Annotated in this window: 24 protein-coding genes; 20 read left to right on the top strand and 4 right to left on the bottom strand. The window is 68.3% G+C overall.

The genetic code is table 11. The features are described 5' to 3' along the window. Positions 1-12 precede the first annotated feature (12 nt). On the top strand, positions 13-1053 hold the full coding sequence (locus AAHA49_RS12550) for a sugar phosphate isomerase/epimerase family protein (protein WP_342038557.1): 1041 nt from the start codon (positions 13-15) through the stop codon (positions 1051-1053). A 146-nt stretch (positions 1054-1199) separates the two neighbouring features. Then, positions 1200-2036: a pyrroline-5-carboxylate reductase gene (gene proC / locus AAHA49_RS12545; RefSeq protein ID WP_342038556.1), complete on the top strand. Its 837-nt coding sequence runs from the start codon at positions 1200-1202 to the stop codon at positions 2034-2036. A gap of 6 nt (positions 2037-2042) precedes the next feature. Here proC and AAHA49_RS12540 read toward each other — a convergent pair whose 3' ends face one another. Beyond that, positions 2043-2930, bottom strand: coding sequence for a LuxR C-terminal-related transcriptional regulator (locus tag AAHA49_RS12540; RefSeq protein ID WP_342038555.1), 888 nt, complete (start codon positions 2928-2930; stop codon positions 2043-2045). 110 nt (positions 2931-3040) lie between these two features. On the opposite strand from AAHA49_RS12540, the gene AAHA49_RS12535 reads away from it, so the two are divergent. The 3 genes from AAHA49_RS12535 (at position 3041) to AAHA49_RS12525 (ending at position 6449) form a co-directional block, all read left to right on the top strand. Beyond that, positions 3041-3382 carry a DUF485 domain-containing protein gene (locus AAHA49_RS12535; RefSeq protein ID WP_342038554.1) on the top strand — a complete coding sequence of 114 codons (342 nt, stop codon included), beginning with the start codon at positions 3041-3043 and terminating at the stop codon, positions 3380-3382. After that, positions 3379-4995, top strand: a complete 1617-nt coding sequence (locus AAHA49_RS12530; RefSeq protein WP_342038553.1) for a solute symporter family protein — start codon at positions 3379-3381, stop codon at positions 4993-4995. The genes AAHA49_RS12535 and AAHA49_RS12530 overlap by 4 nt, the downstream gene beginning before the upstream one ends. A 548-nt stretch (positions 4996-5543) precedes the next feature. Next, complete coding sequence (locus AAHA49_RS12525) at positions 5544-6449, top strand: hypothetical protein (protein ID WP_342038552.1); 906 nt, start codon at positions 5544-5546, stop codon at positions 6447-6449. Positions 6450-6540: 91 nt separating this feature from the next. Here AAHA49_RS12525 and AAHA49_RS12520 read toward each other — a convergent pair whose 3' ends face one another. After that, entirely contained in the window at positions 6541-7203 is a 663-nt protein-coding gene (locus AAHA49_RS12520; protein ID WP_342038551.1) for a potassium channel family protein, read from the bottom strand. Next, a complete protein-coding gene (locus AAHA49_RS12515; RefSeq protein WP_342038550.1) occupies positions 7196-8614 on the bottom strand; it encodes a TrkH family potassium uptake protein in 1419 nt (472 codons plus the stop codon). The genes AAHA49_RS12520 and AAHA49_RS12515 overlap by 8 nt, the downstream gene beginning before the upstream one ends. 57 nt (positions 8615-8671) lie before the next feature. Here AAHA49_RS12515 and AAHA49_RS12510 point away from each other — a divergent pair, with 57 nt between their 5' ends. From AAHA49_RS12510 to ccsB, 14 genes are all read left to right on the top strand, one after another. After that, positions 8672-9868 carry an acetoin utilization protein AcuC gene (locus AAHA49_RS12510; RefSeq protein WP_342038549.1) on the top strand — a complete coding sequence of 399 codons (1197 nt, stop codon included), beginning with the start codon at positions 8672-8674 and terminating at the stop codon, positions 9866-9868. A gap of 139 nt (positions 9869-10007) precedes the next feature. Further along, positions 10008-10106, top strand: coding sequence for a 30S ribosomal protein bS22 (locus AAHA49_RS12505; protein WP_005504750.1), 99 nt, complete (start codon positions 10008-10010; stop codon positions 10104-10106). Positions 10107-10183: 77 nt separating this feature from the next. Next, positions 10184-10429, top strand: a complete 246-nt coding sequence (locus AAHA49_RS12500; protein WP_342038548.1) for a glutaredoxin family protein — start codon at positions 10184-10186, stop codon at positions 10427-10429. Between the two features lie 58 nt (positions 10430-10487). Next, positions 10488-11177, top strand: coding sequence for a redox-sensing transcriptional repressor Rex (locus tag AAHA49_RS12495; RefSeq protein WP_342038547.1), 690 nt, complete (start codon positions 10488-10490; stop codon positions 11175-11177). Continuing rightward, positions 11174-13666: a glutamyl-tRNA reductase gene (hemA, locus tag AAHA49_RS12490; protein WP_342038546.1), complete on the top strand. Its 2493-nt coding sequence runs from the start codon at positions 11174-11176 to the stop codon at positions 13664-13666. The genes AAHA49_RS12495 and hemA overlap by 4 nt, the downstream gene beginning before the upstream one ends. Continuing rightward, positions 13663-15273: a bifunctional uroporphyrinogen-III C-methyltransferase/uroporphyrinogen-III synthase gene (locus AAHA49_RS12485; protein WP_342038545.1), complete on the top strand. Its 1611-nt coding sequence runs from the start codon at positions 13663-13665 to the stop codon at positions 15271-15273. The genes hemA and AAHA49_RS12485 overlap by 4 nt, the downstream gene beginning before the upstream one ends. Before the next feature lies 1 nt (position 15274). Further along, positions 15275-16258 carry a porphobilinogen synthase gene (hemB, locus tag AAHA49_RS12480; protein WP_342038544.1) on the top strand — a complete coding sequence of 328 codons (984 nt, stop codon included), beginning with the start codon at positions 15275-15277 and terminating at the stop codon, positions 16256-16258. Then, entirely contained in the window at positions 16255-16722 is a 468-nt protein-coding gene (locus AAHA49_RS12475; RefSeq protein ID WP_342038543.1) for a MarR family winged helix-turn-helix transcriptional regulator, read from the top strand. Before hemB ends, AAHA49_RS12475 begins: the two co-directional genes overlap by 4 nt. Further along, a complete protein-coding gene (gene hemL, locus AAHA49_RS12470) occupies positions 16719-18074 on the top strand; it encodes a glutamate-1-semialdehyde 2,1-aminomutase (RefSeq protein ID WP_342038542.1) in 1356 nt (451 codons plus the stop codon). Before AAHA49_RS12475 ends, hemL begins: the two co-directional genes overlap by 4 nt. Next, positions 18074-18715: a histidine phosphatase family protein gene (locus tag AAHA49_RS12465; RefSeq protein ID WP_342038541.1), complete on the top strand. Its 642-nt coding sequence runs from the start codon at positions 18074-18076 to the stop codon at positions 18713-18715. The genes hemL and AAHA49_RS12465 overlap by 1 nt, the downstream gene beginning before the upstream one ends. Next, a complete protein-coding gene (locus AAHA49_RS12460) occupies positions 18712-19308 on the top strand; it encodes a TlpA family protein disulfide reductase (RefSeq protein ID WP_342038540.1) in 597 nt (198 codons plus the stop codon). Before AAHA49_RS12465 ends, AAHA49_RS12460 begins: the two co-directional genes overlap by 4 nt. 5 nt (positions 19309-19313) lie before the next feature. Continuing rightward, positions 19314-20069: a cytochrome c biogenesis CcdA family protein gene (locus AAHA49_RS12455; protein ID WP_342038604.1), complete on the top strand. Its 756-nt coding sequence runs from the start codon at positions 19314-19316 to the stop codon at positions 20067-20069. Continuing rightward, a complete protein-coding gene (gene resB / locus AAHA49_RS12450; protein WP_342038539.1) occupies positions 20069-21682 on the top strand; it encodes a cytochrome c biogenesis protein ResB in 1614 nt (537 codons plus the stop codon). The genes AAHA49_RS12455 and resB overlap by 1 nt, the downstream gene beginning before the upstream one ends. 106 nt (positions 21683-21788) lie before the next feature. Then, positions 21789-22808 (top strand): c-type cytochrome biogenesis protein CcsB, encoded by a 1020-nt coding sequence (gene ccsB / locus AAHA49_RS12445; protein WP_342038538.1) that lies wholly within the window; start codon positions 21789-21791, stop codon positions 22806-22808. Between the two features lie 104 nt (positions 22809-22912). Here the strand turns inward: ccsB and AAHA49_RS12440 are convergent, their stop codons facing one another. Further along, the gene (locus AAHA49_RS12440; RefSeq protein ID WP_342038537.1) at positions 22913-23338 is read right to left on the bottom strand and encodes a PLDc N-terminal domain-containing protein; all 426 of its coding nucleotides are present in this window, start codon (positions 23336-23338) and stop codon (positions 22913-22915) included. A gap of 123 nt (positions 23339-23461) precedes the next feature. On the opposite strand from AAHA49_RS12440, the gene AAHA49_RS12435 reads away from it, so the two are divergent. Continuing rightward, positions 23462-23875, top strand: a complete 414-nt coding sequence (locus tag AAHA49_RS12435) for a DUF4229 domain-containing protein (protein WP_342038536.1) — start codon at positions 23462-23464, stop codon at positions 23873-23875. Position 23876: the final 1 nt, after the last annotated feature.

Below are 23876 nucleotides of genomic sequence, written 5' to 3'. Positions count from 1 at the left end.
AGGACTAGACTGATGGAGATGAGCAAGGCGAAGAAGTCGAAGTCGGGGCGCAAGGTCCTGACCACGAAGAACTCGGCGCGGTCGAACTCCCGGCGCCACCGTGAGTTCTTCGCGACGAACCAGGTCTACGACCACGACACCCATCACGTCTCCGACCACCCCATCCGGGTCGGTCTCTCCTCGTCCTCGGTCTCCCCGATGACCGTCGAGGAGACCTTCGCACAGGCCGCGGCCATCGGCTACGACGGCGTCGAGATCATGGTCACCCACAACGCCGAGACCAGGGACGTCGACCTCATCACCGGGCTCGCGGCCGACACCGGGCTCGAGGTCATGTCGCTGCACGCACCCACCCTGCTCTTCCTGCCCCGCGTCCTCCACAAGGACCACTGGGAGAAGCTGCGGATCACCGCGAACCTCGCCCGCGAGGTCGGGGCCACCACCGTCGTCCTCCACCCTCCCTTCCGCTGGCAGGGCGCGTACGCGCGCGGCTTCGTCGACGGGGTGCGGGAGGTCTCCGAGGAGACCGGCGTCGTCCTCGCCGTGGAGAACATGTACCCCTGGCGGGCAGGCGTGCGCGAGATCCTCGTCTACTACCCCGACTGGAACCCCCTCGACGAGGACTACGACGCGCTGACCTTCGACTTCTCCCACGCCTCGACGGCGGGCATGAACGCACTCGACACCGTCGCCGAGATCTTCCCGCGCCTGCGCCACGTCCACCTCACCGACGGGGCGGGCTCCCTCAAGGACGAGCACCTCGTGCCCGGCGCCGGCACCATGCCCGTGGCCGAGACCCTCCAGTACCTCGCGAAGCACAACTGGTCCGGCGACGTCGTCGTCGAGGTCAACACCCGCTTCGTCGGCAAGAAGGCCACCCGCGAGCAGATGCTCGCCGACTCCCTCGCCTTCGCCCGCCGCCACCTCGGGCTCGGCGGGGCGCCGGGGGAGGGGTCCTCGCCGACGACGCCGGAGCCGGGGTCGTCGACCTCGGGGGAGTCCGAACCTCGGAGATCATCGGCCCCGAAGCGCGCCTCCGCCGACGCGAACTGACCGCACGCACCGAGGCGTGCCGCCGAACCGACGTGCCCTCGCCTGGCAGCCCACGCACTCGCACACCGAGGTCCGGGTGCCGATTTCGCGGTCACCGGCTCCTCTGACACCATTCTCAAGGGACGACTTCAGAAAGGCAGACCTCCATGACCACGATCGCCTCCATCGGCACCGGCAATATGGGCACCGCACTCATCAAGGGCATCCTCGACGCGGAACCGAGCATCGAGGTGCGGGCGACGACGTATTCCGCCTCCTCGGCGCAGCGTCTCGCCGCAGCCCTGCCCACCGCGACCGTCACCTCGGTGGAGGACAACCCTGAGGCCAACCGGGATGCGGTCGCCTCCGCCGACTTCGTCTTCCTCGGCGTCAAACCGTGGATGATGGCCGAGACCCTGCGCGAACTCGCCCCCGCCCTCTCACCCGAGACAGTGCTCGTGTCGATGGCCGCCGGGGTCTCCGCAGCCGACCTCGCCCGGTTGGCTCCCGGCAGCCCGATCGTGCGGATCATGCCGAACACCCCGAGCTCGATCGGCCACGGCGTCATCGCGCTCGCCCCGGCGCCGGGCGTCGACCCCACGGCCACGGCGACCCTGCGCGGACTGCTCTCCGGCGCCGGCCTCGTCGTGCCCCTGGCCGAATCCGAGATCCCCGCGATGACCGGGATCTCCGGGTCCGGGGTCGCCTACTTCTTCCTCCTCGCCGAGGCGATGATCGCAGCCGGCGTCACGCTCGGCCTGACCGAGGAGACCGCGAAGGCGATGGTCGTCGCCACCGCCGACGGCGCCGGCCGCCTGCTCGCCGAGAACCCCGACCCCGCCGCCCTGCGACAGGCCGTGAGCAGCAAGGGCGGGACGACCCTCGCCGCGCTGAGCACCTTCATCGACGGCGGGATCTTCGACCTCACCGAGGCGGCCGTCACCGCAGCTGCCGACCGTTCCGTGGACATGGAGCAGGAGAACTCCGCCGCGATCGACGGCTGACCGGGCCTACGGCAGGACCCCGGCCGAGCGGGCGATCGAGACCGCCTCGTGCCGGGTCCGGGCGGTGAGCTTGACCATGGCCGTGTTGAGATAGGACTTCACGGTCGACTCCCGCAGGCCGAGCGCCTCGGCGATCCTGGCATTCGACCAGCCCAGCGCCACATGCGAGAGGATGTCCGTCTCCCGTGGTGAGAGGGCCACCGAGGTGACCGGGGCAGGTGCGGATTCGGGACTGTGCCCGGAGAGGATGTCGGACAGGCGGGCCTCGATCGTCGTCAGCCGCTCTCGCGTCGCCTCATCGGCGACCTCGGAGCGGATCGCCCGCAGCTCGGCGAACGTGTGGCGCAGCGCCTCCCGGCTCGAGGCGTCGAGGTCGGCGAAGGGCTCGGGCGCCTGGACTGCGGTCGTGTCCGGGAGGCGCAGACCCGCACCGAGGCGACCGAGGTCGACGGAGAGCTGGCGCACGCGACGGACGAGGTCCCCGGTCTGCGGGGCCGCCTCGGCGTAGGCCTTCCGATGTCCGCAGTAGACCATCCCGGTCACCTCGCCGCCGAGGAGGGTGGGCACGGCGATGAGCACTTGGATGCCCTCGCCGAGGACCTCCTCGTCGTAGTGGTGGGTGATGAACGGGTCGAGTTCGTAGTCGCGGGTCAGCTGCGGGGTGCCCTCGGTCAGGGCGCGCCCGCCGAGGCCGCGACCGGTGCTGACGATGAGCGAGGCCAACCGGTCCTTGCTCGCTCCGGCCACCGCTTCGACGGCGACCGACCCCTCTTCGACCATCCCGCCGAAGACAACGTCGCCTGTGCCGTTGGCGTGGAGGGAGGACACCGCCTCGGCGAAGAGACGGCGGGATTCGGATTTCAGCGCCCGAGCTTCCTTGGCCATGACGTTCATGAGAGTACGCTACCAACTTTCGGTGGTATTCCCCAGGATTGAACGGGCGATAGGTTGACAATGTGTGATTCTGATCACTGACGCTCGAACCACATTCGAATGGAGAAACCATGTCCGATCCGACGCCGAACAGGGTGGACTTCCTCGCCGAAGAGGAGAACCCCGAGTTCAAGGCACTCAAGCGCAAGCGATTCTCAGTGGTCATCCCACTGTCGATCGCGTTCCTCGCCTGGTACTTCCTCTACGTCATCCTCAGCACCTACGCGCACGACTTCATGTCGACGAAGGTGGTGGGTGAGATCAACATCGGCCTGGTGCTCGGTCTGCTGCAGTTCGTGACGACCTTCGCGATCACGATGTTCTACGTCTCATTCGCCAACAACAAGCTCGACCCGCCGGCCGCCGCGATCCGCGAGCGCCTCGAGCAGGAATCGGAAGGAGCGACCCGATGATCGACGTCCTCACCCAGGCGACCACCGAGGTCGAGAACAACCCCGTCCTCAACATCACGATCTTCGCCGCGTTCGTCGCGGTCACCCTCTTCATCGTGCTTCGGGCCAGCCGCAACAACAAGACGGCCTCGGACTACTATGCGGGCGGACGCTCGTTCAGCGGCCCCCAGAACGGGTTCGCGATCTCCGGCGACTACCTCTCCGCGGCCTCGTTCCTCGGCATCTGCGGGGCGATCGCCGTCAACGGCTACGACGGGTTCCTCTACTCGATCGGCTTCCTCGTCGCGTGGCTCGTCGCCCTCCTCCTCGTCGCCGAGCTCATGCGCAACACCGGCAAGTTCACGATGGCCGATGTGCTCTCGTTCCGGCTCAGGCAGCGGCCCGTGCGCATGGCCGCGGCGATCTCGACGCTCGCCGTGTGCTTCTTCTACCTGCTCGCGCAGATGGCCGGCGCCGGCGGCCTGGTGTCGCTGCTCATGGGCATCGACGGCAAGGTCGGGCAGTCGCTCGTCATCGCCGTCGTCGGTGCGCTGATGATCCTCTACGTCCTCGTCGGCGGCATGAAGGGCACGACGTGGGTGCAGATCGTCAAGGCGATCCTCCTCATCGCCGGTGCCGGGGCGATGACGATCTGGGTGCTCGCCCTCAACGGCTTCAACCTCTCGACCCTGCTCGCCAACGCCGTCGACAACGCCGCCGAGGGAGTGGGGGAGGGGATCCTCAACCCGGGCCTGCAGTACGGGGCGAATCCGCTCGACTTCATCTCCCTGGCACTGGCCCTCGTGCTCGGCACCGCGGGTCTGCCGCACGTGCTCATGCGCTTCTACACGGTGCCCACGGCCAAGGAGGCGCGTCGTTCGGTGGTGTGGGCGATCTGGCTCATCGGCGCCTTCTACCTCTTCACCCTCGTCCTCGGGTACGGGGCGGCGGCCCTCGTCGGCGCCGATGCGATCAAGAACGCTCCCGGCGGGGTGAACTCCGCGGCACCGCTGCTCGCGCTCCAGCTCGGCGGCCCGCTGCTCATGGGCTTCATCTCCGCGGTCGCGTTCGCCACGATCCTCGCCGTCGTCGCCGGTCTCGCGATCACCGCGGCCGCGTCCTTCGCCCATGACATCTACGCGAGCGTCATCAAGAAGGGCAAGGTCGAGGACCCCGACGCCGAAGTGAAGATCGCCCGCCGCACCGTCGTCGTCATCGGCGCGGTCGCCATCCTCGGCGGGATCGGGGTGCAGGGGCAGAACATCGCGTTCCTCGTGGCCCTGGCCTTCGCGGTGGCGGCGAGTGCGAACCTGCCGACGATCATCTACTCGCTGTTCTGGCGCCGGTTCACCACCCGCGGTGCGGTGTGGTCGATCTACGGCGGACTCGGCTCGGCGATCCTGCTCATCGCGTTCTCCCCGGTCGTCTCCGGTTCGGAGACCGCGATGATCCCGGGCGCCGACTTCGCGATCTTCCCGCTGTCGAACCCCGGCATCATCTCGATCCCGCTCGGCTTCATCCTCGGGTGGCTCGGGTCGATCACGGACAGGACCGTGGAGAGTCCGGAGCTCGCAGCCGAGATGGATGTCCGCGCCCACACCGGTTTCGGCGCCGAGGCGGCCGTCGAGCACTAGGGGTCCGCGCGGGGCCGCAGGGCAACACTGTAACCGCTCGGTTCTGATCCCCAGGTAGGACATCGATCCATGCCATAGGGATCGGAACCGAGCGATTGCGGTGCAGCCGACTTGTGCTCGAACGGCTGTGCACGATACTCATGGGAGTCTGCCGCGCACTGTGCGTGAGCAACAGAGCGTCAGGGCGCTGCGACTGGGGTACCGCGGCGTGAACGAGCGCGATAGCAACGCTGCCGTGATCGTATGAGGCCGCACGTGTCGGCCACTTCCGTGCGGATTCCTGTGGATTCCCAAGGCACTCATGTTCGGATCGGCTGGGGACGGGCGAGCGATGTCCACAGGGGCGGTGATGACCGTTGACTCGGAATCGCTGCTGAGGTCAGTGTCGGCGCATGTACAACATCGTCCGAGCCCAGGAGCTTCTGGCACACGGCGTCCACAGCAGGATCGTCCGCGGGGCCGTGGACTGCTGTCTGCTCAGGCTCACGCCCGGGATGTACAGCATCATCGGCAGATGCCAGGATCCGCGCCACGCCTGTATCGCGGGAATGATCACCGACGAGGAGTGGATCCGTCGAGTCGCGGCGCAACGCGCGGATGCACAGCAGCGTGACTACGGATTCGACGAGGTGGTGGAGAAGCTCAAGATCGCATCGTATCCGCGGTACCGAGAGGATGATGTGGTCTGCGGGATCTCCGCCGCACGCATCCACGATCTGCCGCTCTATCGCGTGGGCGCGAAGCGCATCCATATCGCTTCGCCTTCGCACAGGCTGAGAACCGCCGTTGTGAATCGGACGACTCGCGATGTACCGGAGACCGACAGGGTGCGAATCGGCAAGATGCAGCTGACCTCACCTGCGAGGACGAGTCTCGAACTCATTCCGCAGATCGGTGAGCCAGGAGCATTCGTCGCGATGGAAGCGGTCCTGCGGAGATCGGTCTTCGGAGAGGACGAGCACACGGCAGGCCGGTTCGGCTACCCGCCGGACACCTGCGAGCTTGCGCGGCAGGCGGTCGAATCCCTGTTCGTCCCGGTGCTCGAGCGGCTGCCCACCGGCCAGCAGCGCGCGTCGCGACTCGTCGGATCGATCGGGGCGCTGTCCGAGAGCTACGCGGAGAGTCGGTGCTCCTACAACCTCATCGTCTTGGGTATACGCGACTTCGAACAGCAGGTGCAGGTGCTCGAGAAGGGCCGCAGCATCGCGAGAGTCGACTTCATGGACCGTGCCTCCAAGACCATTCTCTTCGTTGACGGCGCCGGCAAGTACACCGAGACAGGCGGGAAGGTACTGCAGAAGGAAGCCACACAATTCAACAGGCTCGTCGCCCTGGGGTATCGGATCGTGCGGTTCACCTTCGCTGAAGTGATGGACCTCGAGGCGTTCGCGACGAAACTGTTCGGTCAGGCGCCATGGCTGCGCGGACGTGTGCGGCGCAACCGCTCGGTTTGAGTGCATATGGCGTGTGCGTATCCATACCATGCGGATCAGAAACGAGCGATTGGCTGTGGGACGGCGCGCTCCGCCCCCTCCGCACCCACCCCTACGGGCGGCCGGCGAAGCGGCTGAGGAGTTCGACGTTGCCGGCGACGATGAGGAGGTCCTGCTTGCCGACCCGCGTGGTCGGTTCGGCGTACGTGAAGTCGCGGCCGGGGCTCTTGATGCCGACGATCGTCACACCGTACTTGTCGCGGACCTTCGCCTCGCCGAGGGTGAACCCCTGGATCTCGCGCGGCGGGCGCATCTTGACGACCGCGAAGTGGCCCTCGTCGAACTCGATGTACTCCATCATCCGGGAACTCACGAGGTGGGCCACGCGGATGCCGGCATCGGATTCGGGGTAGAGGACGTGGTGGGCGCCGATGCGGTGGAGGATCTTGCCGTGCGCCGGTGAGATCGCCTTCGCCCACACCTGCGAGACGCCCAGGTCGACGAGGTTCGCCGTCGTCAGCACGCTCGCCTCGATCGAGGTGCCGATGCCCACGACCGCGGTCTGGAAGTCACCGGCGCCGACCTGGCGCAGCGCGTCGATGTTCGTCGAATCGGCCTCGACGACGTGCGTGAGCTTGCCGCTCCAGTCCTTGACGAGTTCGGGACTGTGCTCGATCGCCATGACCTCACGTCCCAGACGGGTCAGCGTCACCGCGGTCGCCGAACCGAAGCGGCCCAACCCGATGACGAGGATGGAGGAGTTCTCGTTAGCCAACGACCGGCCTTTCTTCGGGGTAGCGGTAGAGACGCACGGAGTCCTGCATGGACAAGGCTGCCGCCAGTGTAATCGTTCCCAGACGCCCGATGAGCATGAGGACCGAGAGCGTGTACAGCCCGGGCTCCGCCACCGAGGCCGAGACTCCGGCGCTGAGCCCGACGGTGCCGAACGCCGAGATCACCTCGAAGAGCACGCGGTCGAGCGATTCGTCGCTGATCTGGAGCATGACGAGGGTGCCGACGAAGACGATCGTGGCACCGGTGAGCAGGATCGAGATCGAGAGCTTGATCGTCGAGGCGGTCAGCCGCTTGTTGAACACGTTGACGTCGGAGAGACCGCGCGCCTCGGCGAAGGCGGCGAGGACGAGGACGGCGACCGTGGTCACCTTGATCCCGCCCGCCGTCGACGACGACCCGCCGCCGATGAACATCATCACGTCCATGAGCAGGTGCGTCGACTGGCTCATGTCGGCCACATCCATTGTCGAGAACCCGCCCGAACGCGGCATCACCGCCATGAAGAGGACCTCCATGAGGGTGTGCCCGGCGTTCTTGTCCCCGAGCGTCTTCGGGTTCCCCGACTCGAAGAGGAGGAGGAAGACGAAGCCGAGGGCGAGGACGATAGTCGTCGTGGTCAGGGTGAGCTTCGTGTGCAGGTCCCACTTCTTCGGCCGGTTCCAGTTCATCGCGATCATGAGCACGACGGGGAACCCGAGCGAGCCGACGAAGACGCCGATCATGATGAGCGAGAGGATCCACGGGTCCTCGGCGAAGTACGCCGCCCCGCCCGGGTGGATCGTGAAGCCGGCGTTGTTGAACGAGGAGATCGCGTAGAACACGGAGTACCACAGCGAATCGCCCACCGTGTCCCCGCGCATGAGGAAGCGGGGGAAGAGGAGGATCGCCAGGATCGCCTCGGCGGTGAGGATCGTGATGAAGACCGTCTTGAGCAGGGTGCCGACCTGACCCAGATTGAGCGCCGAGGTGGCCTGCTGGGCGATGAGGCGCTGCCGGACTCCCAGCCGCCTGGACACCGCCATGCCCAGCAGCGAGGCCAGGGTGAGGATGCCGAGACCGCCGACCTGGATGCCCGCGGTGATGACGGAGATCCCGAAGTCCGACCAGTAGTCCTCGGTGACGACCGGTGTCAGGCCGGTGACGCAGACCGCGGAGACGGCGACGAAGACGGCATTGGCGATGTGCTCGGACAGGGGCACCGAACCGGGGTCGCGCATGCTCGCCGGCAGCATGAGGATGACGGCGAAGACCGCGACGACCGCGACGAAGGAGACGATCGCGAGCCTCGCGGGGGAGGCGACGGCGAGGTCGTCGACGAAGTCGCGGACCCAGCGCCCGGGGCGCAGGAAACGGTCGAGACTCCTCGGGGAATTGGTGGACACAGACTCCATGGTAGGCGGAGGAAGGGCGAATGCTCGGAAGTGAGCCGCGCCATATAGCATTGCCCCATGGCAGTCAGCGATGTCTACGTCGTCTGGGACGACTTGGTCACCGGGTACAACTTCGGACCCAGTCACCCGATGCACCCCCTCAGGCTCGACCTCACGGCGAAGCTCGCGATGGACTTCGGACTCTTCGACGAAGACAACGTCACGGTCAGGCCCGTCTCCGCCCTCGACGAGGCGGCCCTGGCCCGCGTCCACACCGACGACTACATCGCCGCCGTCACGCAGGCCGGCAGCCCCGAGGGCCTCGACGCCGAGACCGCGGAGCGCTTCGGACTGGGCACCGACGACGTGCCGGTGTTCGAGAACATGCACGCCGCCTCGGCGATGCTCTTCCAGGGTTCGGTCGACGCCGCCCGGGCCATCGTGTCCGGTGACTACCGGCGGGCCGTTAACTTCTCCGGGGGCATGCACCATGCGATGGCGGAGAAGGCCAGCGGCTTCTGCGTGTACAACGACATCGCGGGGGCGATCAACGAGTTCCTCGACGCCGGCTTCGACCGCATCGCCTACATCGACCTCGACGCCCACCACGGCGACGGTGTGGAGCGGCTGTTCTGGGATGACCCCCGGGTGCTGACGATCTCGATCCACGAATCCGGCAAGTACCTCTTCCCGGGCACCGGGTACCCGGCCGACATCGGCGGAATGTCGGCGGCCGCCTCGGCGGCGAACATCGCCCTGCCCCCGCGTACGGTCGACGCGGACTGGCTGCGGGCCTTCGACGCCACCGTGCCCGCCCTCATCGACGCGTTCTCCCCGCAGGTCATCGTCTCCCAGCACGGCTGCGACGGGCACCGGATGGACCCGCTGACCCACATGCGCTTGAGCGTCGACGGGATGCGGGTCGCGACCGAGCGGGTGCGGCAGCTCGCCGAGGACCACGCCGAGGGCCGGTGGCTCTCGACCGGGGGAGGGGGCTACGCGATCATCGACGTCGTCCCCCGCGCGTGGACGAACCTCATCGCGATCGCCGCGGGAGCCGACATCGACCCGGCGACCCGCATCCCCGGCCGCTGGGCGCACTATGCGCAGACCAAGACCGGCAGGGAGGCGCCCCTGTCGATGACCGACGGATTCGACGGCTCCTTCACCCCATGGTCGGGCGGCTACGACCCGGAATCCGAACTCGACCGCGCGGTCATGGGCACCCGGAAGAACCTCTTCCCCTTCTTCGGACTCGACCCGTACTTCGACTGAACGCGGGCAGCCTCGGTGCCCGCTGTGGATCTCGACACAGTTTTGGGAAAGAACGGACCGGGGCGATAGAATTGCACGGTTAGTTCAAAGGGTGGGCGTCTGCTGTTCACCTTCACCGACGATCACAAGGGGTACCCGCGTGGGCTCAGTCATCAAGAAGCGCCGGAAGCGTATGTCGAAGAAGAAGCACCGCAAGCTGCTTCGCAAGACCCGCCACCAGCGCCGCAACAAGAAGTAAGACCGGGTACGGTCCTACGCCCCCGCTCGAATCCCATTTCGGCGGGGTTTGTTGTCACCGTCTTCCAGGAGAGTGCCGTGGTCGAGCTGACCTTCCTCACCCGTGCCGGGTGTCACCTGTGTCAGACCGCGAAGGATACGGTCGCCGAGGTGGTGTCCGGCAGGGACGTCACCGTGACCGAGATCGACATCGACACCGACGAGGACCTGGCCGGCCGTTTCGGCTGGGACGTTCCCGTCGTGCTCCTGAACGGGCGACAGCACAGCTTCCACCGGGTCGACCGGGACAGGCTGACCCGGGCTCTCGAGGCCCTGGGCGCTTAGCGCGCCCTGCCTCCACGGCCCGGAACGCACGATCAGAGTGAAGGAGTGACACGGTCCAGTGGGCGAGATTCTCTCCGCGGGCAGCATCGAGGGCGTCGTCCGCAAGGACGTCCCCGAACGCGTCATCTCCCGACTCCCGATCTACCTCCAGACGGTCGAGACCATCGCCGCGACCGGCCAGACCACCGTCTCCTCGGAAACCCTGGCCACCCGCAGCGGGGTCTCGCCGTCGATCCTGCGCAAGGACCTCTCCCAGCTCGGCCGGCCCGGCCGCCGCGGGGTGGGGTACTCGTGCCAGGACCTCGCCGCGACCCTGCGGTCCTTCCTCGGCCTCGACCGCGCCCAGAACGTCGCCATCATCGGCGCCGGCCGTCTCGGCTCGGCGCTCGCCGACTATGCCGGCTTCCGGGGACGCGGACTGCGGCTGAGCGCGATCTTCGACATCGACGCGGCGAAGATCGGCACGACCATCGGGTCGCTGACCGTGACCGATCTTGCCGAACTCGCCGCCTGGGACGAGGACATCGACCTGGTCGTCATGGCCGTCCCCGCCTCCGCGGCACCGGCAGCGGCGGCCATCGCCGCCGACGCCGGTGTGCGCGGCATCCTCAACTTCGCACCCACCGTGCTGGAGACACCGGACACCGTGCGCGTCCGGCAGGTCGATCTGGCCAGTGAGCTGCAGGTACTCGCGTACTACTCGGCGCTCGATTCGCACGCCGGCACATCGGAGGAGCACAGCAATTGACTCTCTTGGTTCTCGGCATCTCCCACCAGTCGGCGCCGATCGACATGCTCGACGCCCTCGCCTTCGGCGCCGATGACGTCGACCGGCTCCGCGCCGACGCGCTCACCGGGTCGAACGTCGACGGCCTCGCCGTGCTCTCGACGTGCAACCGCCTCGAACTCATCGCCGATGTCTCCGCCTTCCACGGGGGGCTCGCCGACCTCGGCAACGCCCTGGTGTCCTCGATCGACAAGGAATGGCAGGACATCGCCGGGCACTTCTACGCCCACTACGACTCCCAAGCGCTGGGGCATCTGCTCAAGGTCGCGTGCGGACTCGACTCGATGGCGATCGGCGAAGCCCAGATCCTCGGCCAGCTGCGCTCGACATTCACCGACTCCACCGCCGCCGGGGCGCTGACCTCCGACCTCTCGCATGCTCTGCAGCAGAGCCTGCGCGTGGGCAAGCGCGCCCATTCGGAGACGGGCCTCGACGAGGTGGCCCGGTCCCTCTTCGGTGCCGCCCTCGACGCCTCGGCGTCCCACATCGGCTCCCTGCGCGCCGCGAACGCCCTGGTCATCGGTGCCGGCGCGATGTCGGGACTCGTCGTCGCCGGCCTCCACCGCGAGGGCGTCAACCGCATCACGGTGCTCAACCGTACGATCGAGAAGGCCGAACGCCTCGTCGCCGAGGTGGGCGGACGGGCCCGTGAGCTCACCCCCCGCTCGCTCGCCGAGGAGATCGCCGACGCCGATCTCATCATCTCCTCCACCGGTGCCCGCGGGGTCGTCGTCACCCGTGACGACATCGTCGCGGGCCTGTCGCAGAGCTCGAAGAGCGCGGCGAACAAGGCGTTCGTCGACCTCGCCCTGCCGCACGACATCGACCCCAGCGTCCGCGAGTTCGAGCACGTCGCGCTCTTCGGCCTCGGGGAGATCCGGAAGCTGCTGACGAACTCCGCGAACGAACGCGACGCCGCCGTCGTCGAGACCGTCGAAGCGGTGCGGGCGATCATCGCCGAGGAGACCGAGAAGCTCGAATCCGGGGCCAAGGAACGCGCCGTGGCGCCCATGGTCACCGCCCTGCGCACGCACGCGAACGATGTCATCGCCGCTGAGACCGAGCGCCTGGAGAAGAAGATCGGCGAGAGCGTCGACGAGAAGGTCTTCGCCGAGGTGCGCAAGTCGCTCCACCGGGTCGCGGAGAAGCTCATCCACACCCCGACGGTCAAGGTCAAGGAGCTCGCCGTCTCAGAAACCGACGTCGACTACGCCCAGGCCCTCATCCAGCTCTTCGATCTGCCGACCATCAAGGTCGCCCATGCGAAGACGACCCCGGAGACGAAGGTCGCGAAGGCCAAGAGCTCCGAGCACATCGAGGCCGACGGTCTGCGTCCCGTCGCCGACCACACCCTCGACGTCGTCGAACCCGAGCATCCGAGCGGCCGGACGATCCGCCTGGGCACCCGCCGCTCCCAGCTCGCCCGCTCCCAGTCGACGGCGATCGCCCACCAGATCGCGGCCCTGACCGGGTGGCGGGTCGAGATCGTCGAGGTCGTCACCGAAGGCGATGTCAACATGTCCCCGCTCGCCGGCTTCGGCGGCACCGGCGTCTTCGTCTCCGCGGTGCGCCAGGCCCTGCACCAGGGCCAGATCGACGTCGCCGTCCATTCGCTCAAGGACCTGCCCACGACCCCGGAGCCGGGCATCCAGCTCGCTGCGATCCCGCCGCGCGTCGATCCCGCCGACGTGCTCATCGGCCGTGACGGCCTCAGCCTCGCCGAACTGCCGTCCGGCAGCGTCGTCGGCACGGGTTCGCCGCGGCGCGCCGTGCAGCTGCGGGCCGCCCGCCCCGACATCGAGGTGCGCGGGGTGCGCGGCAACGTCGACACCCGCATCGCCCATGTCCGCGAGGGCCGACTCGACGCCGTCGTCCTCGCCGCCGCCGGCGTCCGTCGCATCGGGCGCCTCGCCGAGGCGACCGACCTCCTCGGCTTCGACACGATGCTTCCCGCTCCCGGCCAGGGGGCCCTGGCCATCGAGACCCGCGGGGCCGACAGCCCGTTCGCCCAGGACGAGGAGCTCATGGCCGGCGACGTCGCGATCCGGGCGGCCCTGCGCCGCCTCCACGATGAGGCCACCGACCTCGCCGTGACCTGCGAACGTGCGATCCTCTCCCGCGCCGAGGCCGGCTGCTCGGCCCCGATCGGGGCGCTGGCCCGGATCGAGGGCGACGAGGTCGTCGTCGAGGCGATGATGGCCGACGACGCGGGCAGGATCGCGCGCACCCGCATGAGCGCACCCCTGCCCGTCGTCGACGGGGATGTCAGCGACCGCGACGATCGGGCCCTGCAGATCGCGGGCAAGGAGATCGCCCGGGTCGCCGACGAGCTCGGCACCGCCGCCGCCGAGGACCTGCTCCAGCGCCTCGACATCGACCCCGCCCAGTCGGCGAACCACCTCACCCCGGTCAAGGCCGCCGCCCGCTCCTCGTCCGAGGGGCGCTCATGAGCACCCCGGAGAATCAGCCGACCGGGCAGGTCCAGCCCCGCCGTCTGCTGCCGGCAAGCCCCAGGGTCGTCTTCGTCGGCTCGGGTCCCGGTGAGGCCGGGCTGATGACCGCGCGCGGGGCCGACATCCTCGCCGGCGCCTCCCTCGTCGTCTCCGACGGGCAGGTGCACTCCGAGATCGTCACCGCCTACGTCCCGCAGGCCGCCGAGGTCATCGACGCCGCCGAACTCGGCCAGTCCGCCTCGACGCGGGGACGCCGCCTGGCCGAACTCGCCCGCCCCGACCGGACCGTCGTGCGGCTGAGCTCCGATGACGGGCTCCTGTTCACGACGACGACCGCCGAGGCGGCCGTGTGCCGCAAGGCCGGAATCGACGTCGAGATCGTTCCCGGGGTGGGGCTGTCGGCGGCGACGGCCGCGTACACGGGCACCGCGCTGACGACGAACCGGGTCCGGTCGGTGCGCTTCATCGAATCCGGTCCGCAGACCCATGTCGACGTCTCCAAGCACCGCAACACCACGCACGTGCTCACCGGCACCGCCGCCCAGCACGAGGAGGCGTTCCGGGCTCTGCTCGCCGACGGCTGGGACGAGGCGACCAAGGTCCTCGTCGGCTGGGGCATCTCGACGACCGAGCAGACGACGGTCGAGACCACCCTCGGTCAGGCCGCCGCCCTGTGCCGGTCCGCCGGAGACCGCATGGTCGTCATCATGGGCCAGGGTGTTGAGGAGCGCGGGGAGCTGAGCTGGTTCGAGACGAAGCCGCTCTTCGGCTGGCAGGTGCTCATCCCGCGGACGAAGGAGCAGGGCACCTCGACCGCTGAGGCGCTCGCCGAACTCGGCGCCGTCGGCACCGTCGTGCCCACGATCGCTGTGCAGCCCCCGCGCACGCCCACGCAGATGGAGAAGGCGATCCGCGGCCTCGTCGACGGCTCCTACGAATGGGTGGGCTTCACCTCGGTCAACGCCGTGCGGGCGGTGCGGATGTGGCTCGAGGACTTCGGCCTCGACGCCCGCTCCCTGTCCGGGGTCAAGGTCGCGGCCGTCGGCGGTCGCACCGCCGCAGCCCTGACCGACTGGGGGATCACCCCCGACCTCGTGCCCGAGGGCGAGCACTCCGCCCGCGGCCTGGCCGCCTCATGGCCGGACTTCGTCGACGACATCGACCCGATGAATACCGTCCTCCTGCCCCGGGCCGACATCGCCACCGAGGTGCTCGTGGCGGGCCTGCTCGAGAAGGGCTGGGACGTCGACGACGTCACCGCCTACCGCACCGTGCGCGCCTCCCCGCCGCCGGCACCCATCCGGGAGGCCATCAAGGCCGGGGACTTCGACGCGTTCCTCTTCACCTCGTCCTCGACCGTGCGCAACCTCGTCGGGATCGCCGGGAAGCCCGCGGCCACCTCGGTGATCTGCTGCATCGGACCGGCGACGGCGAACACCGCAGCCGAACACGGACTGCGGGTCGACGTCCTCGCCGAGGAGGCCAACCTCACCTCCCTCATCGACGGTCTCGTCGCGTTCGCCACCGCGATGCGCGAGGAGGACCTCGCCGCCGGACTCACCCCCGCGCGCCCCAGCCAGAAGCGTCGCAGAAAGAAGGCCTGACATGGCACCGATCATCCGTCCGCGCCGTCTGCGCTCGACCCCGGCGATGCGTCGGCTCGTCTCCGAGGTCCGCCTCGACCCCGCCGACCTCATCCTGCCGATGTTCGTCAAGGAGACCCTGAGCCAGCCCGCCCCGCTGTCGGGCTTGCCCGGCGTCGTCCAGCACACGCTCGACTCCCTGCTCACCGCCGCCCGCGAAGCCGTGGCCGCCGGGGTCGGGGGGCTCATGCTCTTCGGCATCCCCGAGATCCGCGACGAGAGCGGATCCCAGGCCGACGACCCGGACGGGATCCTCAACCGGGCACTGCGCCTGCTGCGGGACGAACTCGGCGACGAGACGGTCATCATGGCCGACCTCTGCCTCGACGAATTCACCTCGCACGGCCACTGCGGCGTCCTCGACGAGACCGGCGCCGTCGACAACGATGCGACGCTGGAGCGGTACGCGTCGATGGCGATCGCGCAGGCCCGCGCCGGCGCCCACGTCCTCGGCCTCTCAGGCATGATGGACGGGCAGGTCGGCGTGTGCCGGGAGGCCCTCGACGACCACGGCTTCACGGACGTCGTCATCCTCGGCTACACCGCGAAGTACGCCTCGGCGTTCTACGGTCCCTTCCGCGAGGCCGTCGACTCCGAACTCGTCGGCGACCGCAAGACGTACCAGCAGGATCCCGCGAACGGCCGGGAGGCCATGCACGAACTCGACCTCGACCTCGCCGAGGGCGCCGACATCGTCATGGTCAAGCCGGGCCTGCCCTACCTCGACGTCCTCGCCGAGGTGGCGACCGCCTCACCCGTGCCCGTGTGGACCTACCAGGTCTCCGGGGAGTACGCGATGATCGAGTTCGCCGCCGCCGCGGGAGCCATCGACCGGGAGCGGGCGATCGAGGAGTCCCTCATCGCGTTCAAGCGCGCCGGGGCGGATGCGATCCTCACCTACTGGGCGACCGAGGTCGCGACCGCGCTGAACGGGGGAGTCCGATGAGCGAACCCAGGTGGCTGTCCGGCCCGGAGCAGAAGTCGTGGCGGAAGTACCTCACCGGCAGCCAGCTCCTGCAGACGCAGGTCGAGGCCGATCTGCGGGAGAACTTCGGCATCGGGCTGGCCGAATACGAGATCCTCGTGCGCCTGAGCGAACACGAGAACCGGTCGATGCGCATGGCCCAGCTCGCCTCCGACACGACGATGTCCCGGTCGCGGCTGACCCACAGCGTCGCGCGGATGGAGAAGAAGGGTCTGCTCGCCCGCTGCCCCATCCCCGAGGACGGGCGCGGCGTCAACTGCGCGATGACCGAGGCCGGGTGGAACCTCCTCGTCTCCGCCGCCCCCACCCACGTCGAGAGCGTGCGTGAGAACCTCGTCGACCTTCTCTCACCTGCGGAGATGGCGGCGCTCGGAACCATCTTCAGCAAGGTCACCCATCACCTCAGGGCGAAGGAGAACTCATGACCGCCAACCCGAACCAGCCGACGACCGAATCGGCGGCCCTGTTCGCCCGTGCCGAACACGTCATCCCCGGGGGAGTGAACTCTCCCGTCCGGGCGTTCCGGGCGGTCGGGGGCACCCCGCGCTTCATCACCTCGGCGACCGGGGCGTGGCTGCGCGACGCCGACGGCAACGACTACATCGACCTCATCGGCTCGTGGGGGCCTGCGATCATGGGCCATTCGCGTCCCGAGGTCCTCGCCGCCGTGCAGGAGGCCGCGGTCAAGGGGTTCTCCTTCGGCACCCCGTCGATCGGCGAGGTCGAACTCGCCGAGGAGATCGTCTCCCGCGTCGACCCCGTCGACGAGGTGCGGCTGGTGTCCTCGGGCACCGAGGCGACGATGAGCGCGATCCGGCTCGCCCGCGGCTTCACCGGCCGACCCAAGGTCGTGAAGTTCGCCGGCTGCTACCACGGTCACGTCGACGCCCTGCTCGCGCAGGCCGGATCGGGGCTCGCGACGTTCTCCCTGCCCGACACCCCCGGGGTGACCGGTGCCCAGGCCGAGGACACCATCGTCGTGGACTACAACGACGCCGAGGCTCTGCGCGCCGTCTTCGCCGAACACGGGGAGTCGATCGCCTGCGTCATCACCGAGGCGAGCCCGGGCAATATGGGCGTCGTCCCGCCCAAGGACGGCTTCACCAACGTCATCCGGGAGCTGACGAAGGCCCACGGCGCCCTGATGATCAGCGACGAGGTGATGACCGGCTTCCGCGTCTCCGCCGCCGGCTGGTACGGATACGAGTCCGAGGCACTCGGCTACCCCGAGGGTCCGGCCGACCTCTTCACCTTCGGCAAGGTCATGGGCGGAGGCTTCCCGGCCGCCGCCTTCGGCGGTCGCGCCGACGTCATGGCCCACCTCGCCCCGGCCGGACCCGTCTACCAGGCGGGCACCCTCTCGGGCAATCCCGTGGCCACCGCTGCGGGCCTGGCCACGCTCCGGCTCACCACCGACCTTGACGTGTACTCCCACATCGGTCGGGCCGCGGACATCCTCCGTCCCGCCGTCGCCGAGGCGCTGGAGACCGAAGGGGTCGCCCACACCATCCAGTCGGCGAACTCGATGTTCTCCGTCTTCTTCACCGACCGTGAGGTCGCCAATTACGACGACGCCCGGGCGCAGAACGTCGACCGGTACTCCGCGTTCTTCAACTCGATGCTCGCCTCCGGCATCCACATGCCCCCGAGCGCCTTCGAAGCATGGTTCCTCTCCTACGCCCACACCGACGAGATCCTGCAGCGGATCATCGCCGCCCTGCCGGCCGCCGCGAAGGCCGCCGCCGCAGTGCCCGAGGCCGCGACGAAGGAGGCATGATGACGACGATCCACCTGGTCCGCCACGGCGAGGTCGACAACCCAGAGGGCATCCTCTACGGCCGGATCCCCGGCTTCGGGCTCACCGACCGCGGCCACGAGATGGCCCGCCGGGTCGGCGAGCACTTCGCGAACGCCGAGACGACCCCCGCAGCCCTCGTCGCCTCCCCGCTGCTGCGGGCCCAGCAGACCATGGCGCCGCTGGCCGAGAACCTGGGGGAGCCCGTGTTCACCGATGACCGTGTCATCGAGGCCGCGAACTCGTTCGAAGGGCAGAAGGTCTCGGCCCGCAAGCTCACCGAACCGAAGAACCTCATCCGCCTCTACAACCCGCTCATCCCCTCATGGGGTGAGCCGTACCGGCAGATCGTGCTGCGGATGCAGGCGGCCATGGCCAGTCTGCGCACGAAGCTCGCCGCCCACGGTCCCGATGCGGAAGCCGTCGTCGTCTCCCACCAGCTGCCGATCTGGATGGCCCGGCTCGCCGCCGAGGGCCGCCCGCTCGTCCATGACCCGCGCAAACGCGAATGCGCGCTCGCCTCTGTCACGAGTTTCACATTCGAGCAGTCCACACTGGTGTCCGTGAGCTATGAGAATCTCTGCGCGGACCTGCAGCCCGGCCACGCGGTGGCAGGAGCATGAGCGGCGGCGAACGGAAGTACGGTCGACGGGCGGTCCTCACGGGCATCATCGCAAGCACGGCACTCGTGCTCAGCGCATGCGGTGAGAACGACGACCTCGCCGCTCAGGCGGGATCGGACCAGGGCTACGTCTCCGGTTCCGGCGTCGTCTCCCAGGTGGCCGTCAAGGACCGCGGCGAACCGCTCGACCTGAGCTTCACCACTATCGACGGCAAGCAGATGTCCCTGTCGGCGCTGCGACCCACACCCGTGGTCATCAACCTCTGGTACGCCGCCTGCCCGCCGTGCCGGGTGGAGGCGCCCGACCTCAAGGCGGTCTCCGAGGAGTTCGGCGACTCCGCCCAATTCATCGGCGTCAACGTCCGGGATCAGGAGGCCGAGGCGAACGCGTTCATCTCGAACTACCAGATCCCCTACCCGAACATGCTCGACACGAACGGCGACATGGTCGCCCTCCTCTCCGGGGTGCTGCCCCCGCAGGCCACCCCGTCGACGGTCATCCTCGACGCGCAGGGCCGGGCTGCGGCCCGCGTCGTCGGCGCCGTCGACAAGTCGACCCTCAAGGGACTCATCGAGGACGTGCTGGCGGAGTGAGTGGGATCGGGGCGGACTTCGCCCAGGCGGTGCTCACCGGTCCTCTGCTGCTGGCGGCCGGTGCCGCCGCGCTCGCCGGGCTCGTCTCCTTCGTCTCCCCGTGCGTGCTCCCGCTCGTGCCCGGTTACGTCGGCTACGTCACGGGTCTGAGCGGGTCCTCGCTCAAGGACAAGGAGACGTGGCGCGTGGTCGTGGGGATCACGCTCTTCGTCCTCGGCTTCACGGTCGTCTTCGTCATCCTCGGCACCGGGTTCTCCGCCCTCGGCGCGCTGTTCTCCCAGTGGCAGGACCTCATCATCCGCATCCTCGGCGTCGGGGTGATGATCGCCGGTCTCGTGTTCATGGGTGCGTTCGGCTTCCTCCAGCGGGAGAGGCGCATCCACGCGAAGCCGAAGGCCGGCCTGTGGGGTGCGCCCGTGCTAGGGGCGACGTTCGCGATCGGCTGGGCCCCGTGCGTGGGCCCGACCCTGTCGGCCGTGCTCACGATGTCGCTGAGCTTCGGCTCCGACGGCACCCTGTGGCGCGGTGCGTTCCTCGCCTTCACGTACTGCCTTGGCCTCGGCATCCCCTTCATCATCCTGGCGATCGCCATCCACAAGGGTGCCGGCCGCCTGAACTGGGTGCGCGAGCACCAGACGACGATCGTCCGCATCGGCGGAGCCCTGCTCATCGCGCTCGGCTTCGTCATGGCCATCGGACTGTGGAACCAGTGGATGAACTCCCTGCAGGGGCTCATCTACGGATTTGAAGTGGTGATCTAGTGGCAGAGAAGACTGCTGACCAGCCGAAGACGGTCAAGACCGGGTCCAAGGCGGCCAAGTCCGAGGTGAGCCAGCCGCAGCTGGGCTTCCTCGGTATGTGCCGGTGGGCGTGGCGACAGCTGACGACGATGCGGGTGGCCCTCATCCTCCTCCTCGTCCTCGCGCTCGCCTCGATCCCCGGTTCCCTGCTGCCGCAGCGGATCCAGGACCCCAGCCGGGTGAACACGTTCCTCGACAACAACGGGGGGTGGGGTGCGTTCCTCGACGCGATCGGGATGTTCGACGTCTACTCCTCGATCTGGTTCTCCGCCGTCTACCTGCTGCTGATGATCTCGCTCGTCGGCTGCATCGTCCCCCGCACCGCCCAGCACTGGAAGGCGATGCGCTCGGCCCCGCCCAAGGCGCCGAGGCGGTTGGGTCGGATGCCCGGATACGTGGCGTTCACCTCGGCGGAGGTCAAGGACGGGGAGCTGAGCGATGAGGAGTTCCTCGACGCCGCGCAGGCCCGGCTGAAGAAGCTCGGCTACCGGACCACCCGCCACGGCGATCATGTCGCGGCCGAACGCGGCTACCTGCGGGAGACGGGCAACCTCGTCTTCCACATCGCGGTGCTCATGACGACGCTGACGATCTCCATCGGCTCGCTCTTCGGCTATGAGGGCCAGCGCGTCCTCGTCGAGGGCGACACGTTCACGAACTCGCTCGTCGCCTACGACTCGTTCGACCCGGGCACGTACTACAACCCGGACAACCTGCCGCAGTTCCGGCTCAAGCTCGACGACTTCTCCGCGACCTTCGACGATCAGGCGCCGGGCAACCAGTTCGGTCAGCCCCGCAGCTTCGTCGCCGAGGTGACTTCGATCGTCGACGGGAAGTCGAAGACGGAGACGCTCAAGGTCAACGAGCCCATCCGGGTCGCCGACACCGGCATCTACCTCACCGGCAACGGCTACGCCCCCGAGGTGACGGTCCGGGACGCCACGGGCAAGGTCGTCCGCTCGGGTCCGCAGGTCTTCATCCCCGCCAACGGGGACCCCGGGTACACCTCGGAGGGCGCGATCAAGGTGCCCGATGCGGCAGGCGAGCAGATGGGCTTCGTCGGGGTGCTCCTGCCCACGGCGACGCAGAACGAGCAGGGCGACCTTGTGTCGAACTTCGCGGAGCTGCGCAACCCGTACCTCGTCATGAGCGGCTACACCGGTGATCTCGGACTCGATTCCGGGGTGCCGCAGTCGGTCTACACCCTCGACGCCTCGCGGATGACGCAGATGACGGATGCCTCGGGCAACCCGCTCGTCATCCAGCTCGTGCCCGGCGAGACCCAGCAGCTGCCCAACGGCGGTTCGGTGACCTTCGACGGGGTCAAGCGCTTCATCGCCGTCGACATCTCGCAGGATCCGACGCAGGCGCTGATGTTCATCAGCTCCGCGCTCGTCCTCATCGGTCTCGCGCTCTCGCTCTTCGTGCCCCGCCGCCGCGTGTGGGTGCGGATCAAGGGCGACGCCGTCGAGGTGGCCGCACTGGCCCGCGGCGAGGACCCGATGGTCGAGCGCGCAGCGCAGGAGCTGGCGAAGGACCTCGGCAGCGAGAGCGGCGACGAGGACGACAGATGAGCCGGACCTACTACAGGGAGTAGAATCGTCGAAGCGTGTGCTCGCACGCCGCGCTGGACAGTCCGACAAACCACGGAATTGAGCACCGTCACGGTGCGGAGGAATCATGGACGTCAACACCGATCTGGCGATGTGGTCGAATCAGCTCATCGTCTCTGCGATGGTCGTCTACGCTGTCGCGATGCTCTTCTACGCGTTCGACCTCTTCGGGGGACGCGAACTCAAACGCAGCGAGACCGCGACGGTGAGCGCGAAGGCGAGCACCGTGCGACGGACGAACCGGAGGACCGCCACGGCCCTGCTCGACCGGCCCGGATCCGGCGACGCGGGCGCAGGCTCCAATGGTCTCGCCGGGGAGGAGACGCTCAAGGGCCGCGCGCACCGCGGTGCCCGCATCGGCACCTCGCTGCTCGTCCTCGCCGTCATCCTCCACGTCGCAGCGGTGCTCACCCGCACGCTCTCGGTCATGCGGGTGCCGTGGGGCAACATGATGGAATACGTCATGACGGCCACGGCGATCACGGTGCTCGTCTACCTCGTCGTGCTCACCCGCAAGGACATCCGCTACCTCGGCACCTTCGTCTCCGGTGCCGTGCTGCTGTCTCTGGGGCTGGCGATCACGGTGTTCTACACGCCCGCCGCCCAGCTCATCCCCGCACTCGACTCGTACTGGATCGCCATCCACGTGCCGATCGCGATCCTCTCGACCGCGCTGCTCTCGATCTCTGCGATCCTCGCGATCTTCCAGATCCTCAAGACTGTCTCCGAGACGAAGGACCCGAAGGCACTGCGCTTCATGCACCGTCTGCCCTCGAGCATCGACCTCGAGCGGACCTCGTACATGCTCGCCGCGGTCGGCTTCATCACGTGGACGTTCACGCTCATCGCCGGCGCCATCTGGGCCGAGGTCGCGTGGAGCCGCTATTGGGGCTGGGACACGAAGGAGATCTGGACGTTCGTCGTCTGGGTCATCTACGCCGCGTACCTCCACGCGCGGGCGACCCGCGGGTGGGGGCCGACGAAGGTCGCCGTGCTCAACCTCATCGGCATGTCCTCGGTGATCTTCAACTTCACCGTCGTCAACGTCTACTTCAACGGCCTGCACTCCTACTCGGGCCTCGGCTGAGCCGTACGGGGCTCAGCACACAGCGATGGTCCCACTGACGACGAAGGCACTGACCGATCTCGGTCAGTGCCTTCGTCGTTGCTGTGCTCGGTTCGTGTGGCCGTTCAGTTCGTGTGGCCGCGGCCTTCGCCCTTCGTGCCCTCCGAGCCGTGCTCGGGATCCTCGGGTTCGATGACATCGGTTCCGCCGGAGGGCTCGTCCTCACCGGTCTGATCGGCTTCAGGAGGCTCCTCGACGGGACGGTGCTTGCCGAGCTTGACCTCGCGGTCGACCTGACGGAGGTAGTCCTCGTCGTCGTCGGGGGCGGTGGGTCCCGACCGCCTCGGCGAAGGATCGGGCTTGGCCTCGGAACCGCGTCCGAAGACGTACCAGAGGACGAAGCCGATGATCGGGATGAGGAGGATGATGAGCGCCCACACGGGCTTCGGCAGGACTCGAACGAGGCTCCGATCGCGCAGCAGACAATCGAAGAGTCCGTACAGGGTGATCGCTGCCGCCAGGACTATCGCGGCAATGAGTACTCGAGCCATGCGACAAGGATAGTCGACCAACCTGAGGAACCACTCAGGCTCTGACAGGCATCGTTGTCCGCTCGCGGCGGGTGCCGGGCAGGCTGAGAGACCTCGCAGGGTGGACTGACTAGAATAGGTGCAATGCGCAGCTTCTGGATCTACACCCTCGCTCGCCTCGGCATCATCGTCGCCGTCGGGCTCATCCTCCAACCCTTCCTCGGGTTCACTCTCGTCATGGCGGTCGCGGCGATCCTCATCGGCGCGCTCATCAGCTACCTCCTGCTCGGCGGGATGCGGGCGAAGGTCGCCGGTGACATCGAGACCCGTCTGGCCAACCGGGCGAACAAGCGCAAGCGCAAAGGCGCCGACGAGTCGTTCGAGGACACCCTCGTCGACGAGAACTCGGCTGAGCAGTCGACGGCAGAGGAATCTGCTGAGGCGAAGGACGCTGTTGAGCCGTCCGCGGTCGAAGCGAAGCCTGCGGCCGAGACGAAGGATGCTGCCGACTCGGCCGACTCCAGCGAGACGGCTGACAAGCCCGACGCGAAGTCCTGAG

This window comes from Brevibacterium ammoniilyticum (genome assembly GCF_038429965.1).
In the GTDB taxonomy this organism is placed as follows: domain Bacteria; phylum Actinomycetota; class Actinomycetes; order Actinomycetales; family Brevibacteriaceae; genus Brevibacterium; species Brevibacterium ammoniilyticum.
The sequence above is the reverse complement of the archived record's forward strand: the minus strand, read 5'-3'. Positions and strand labels throughout refer to the sequence as shown.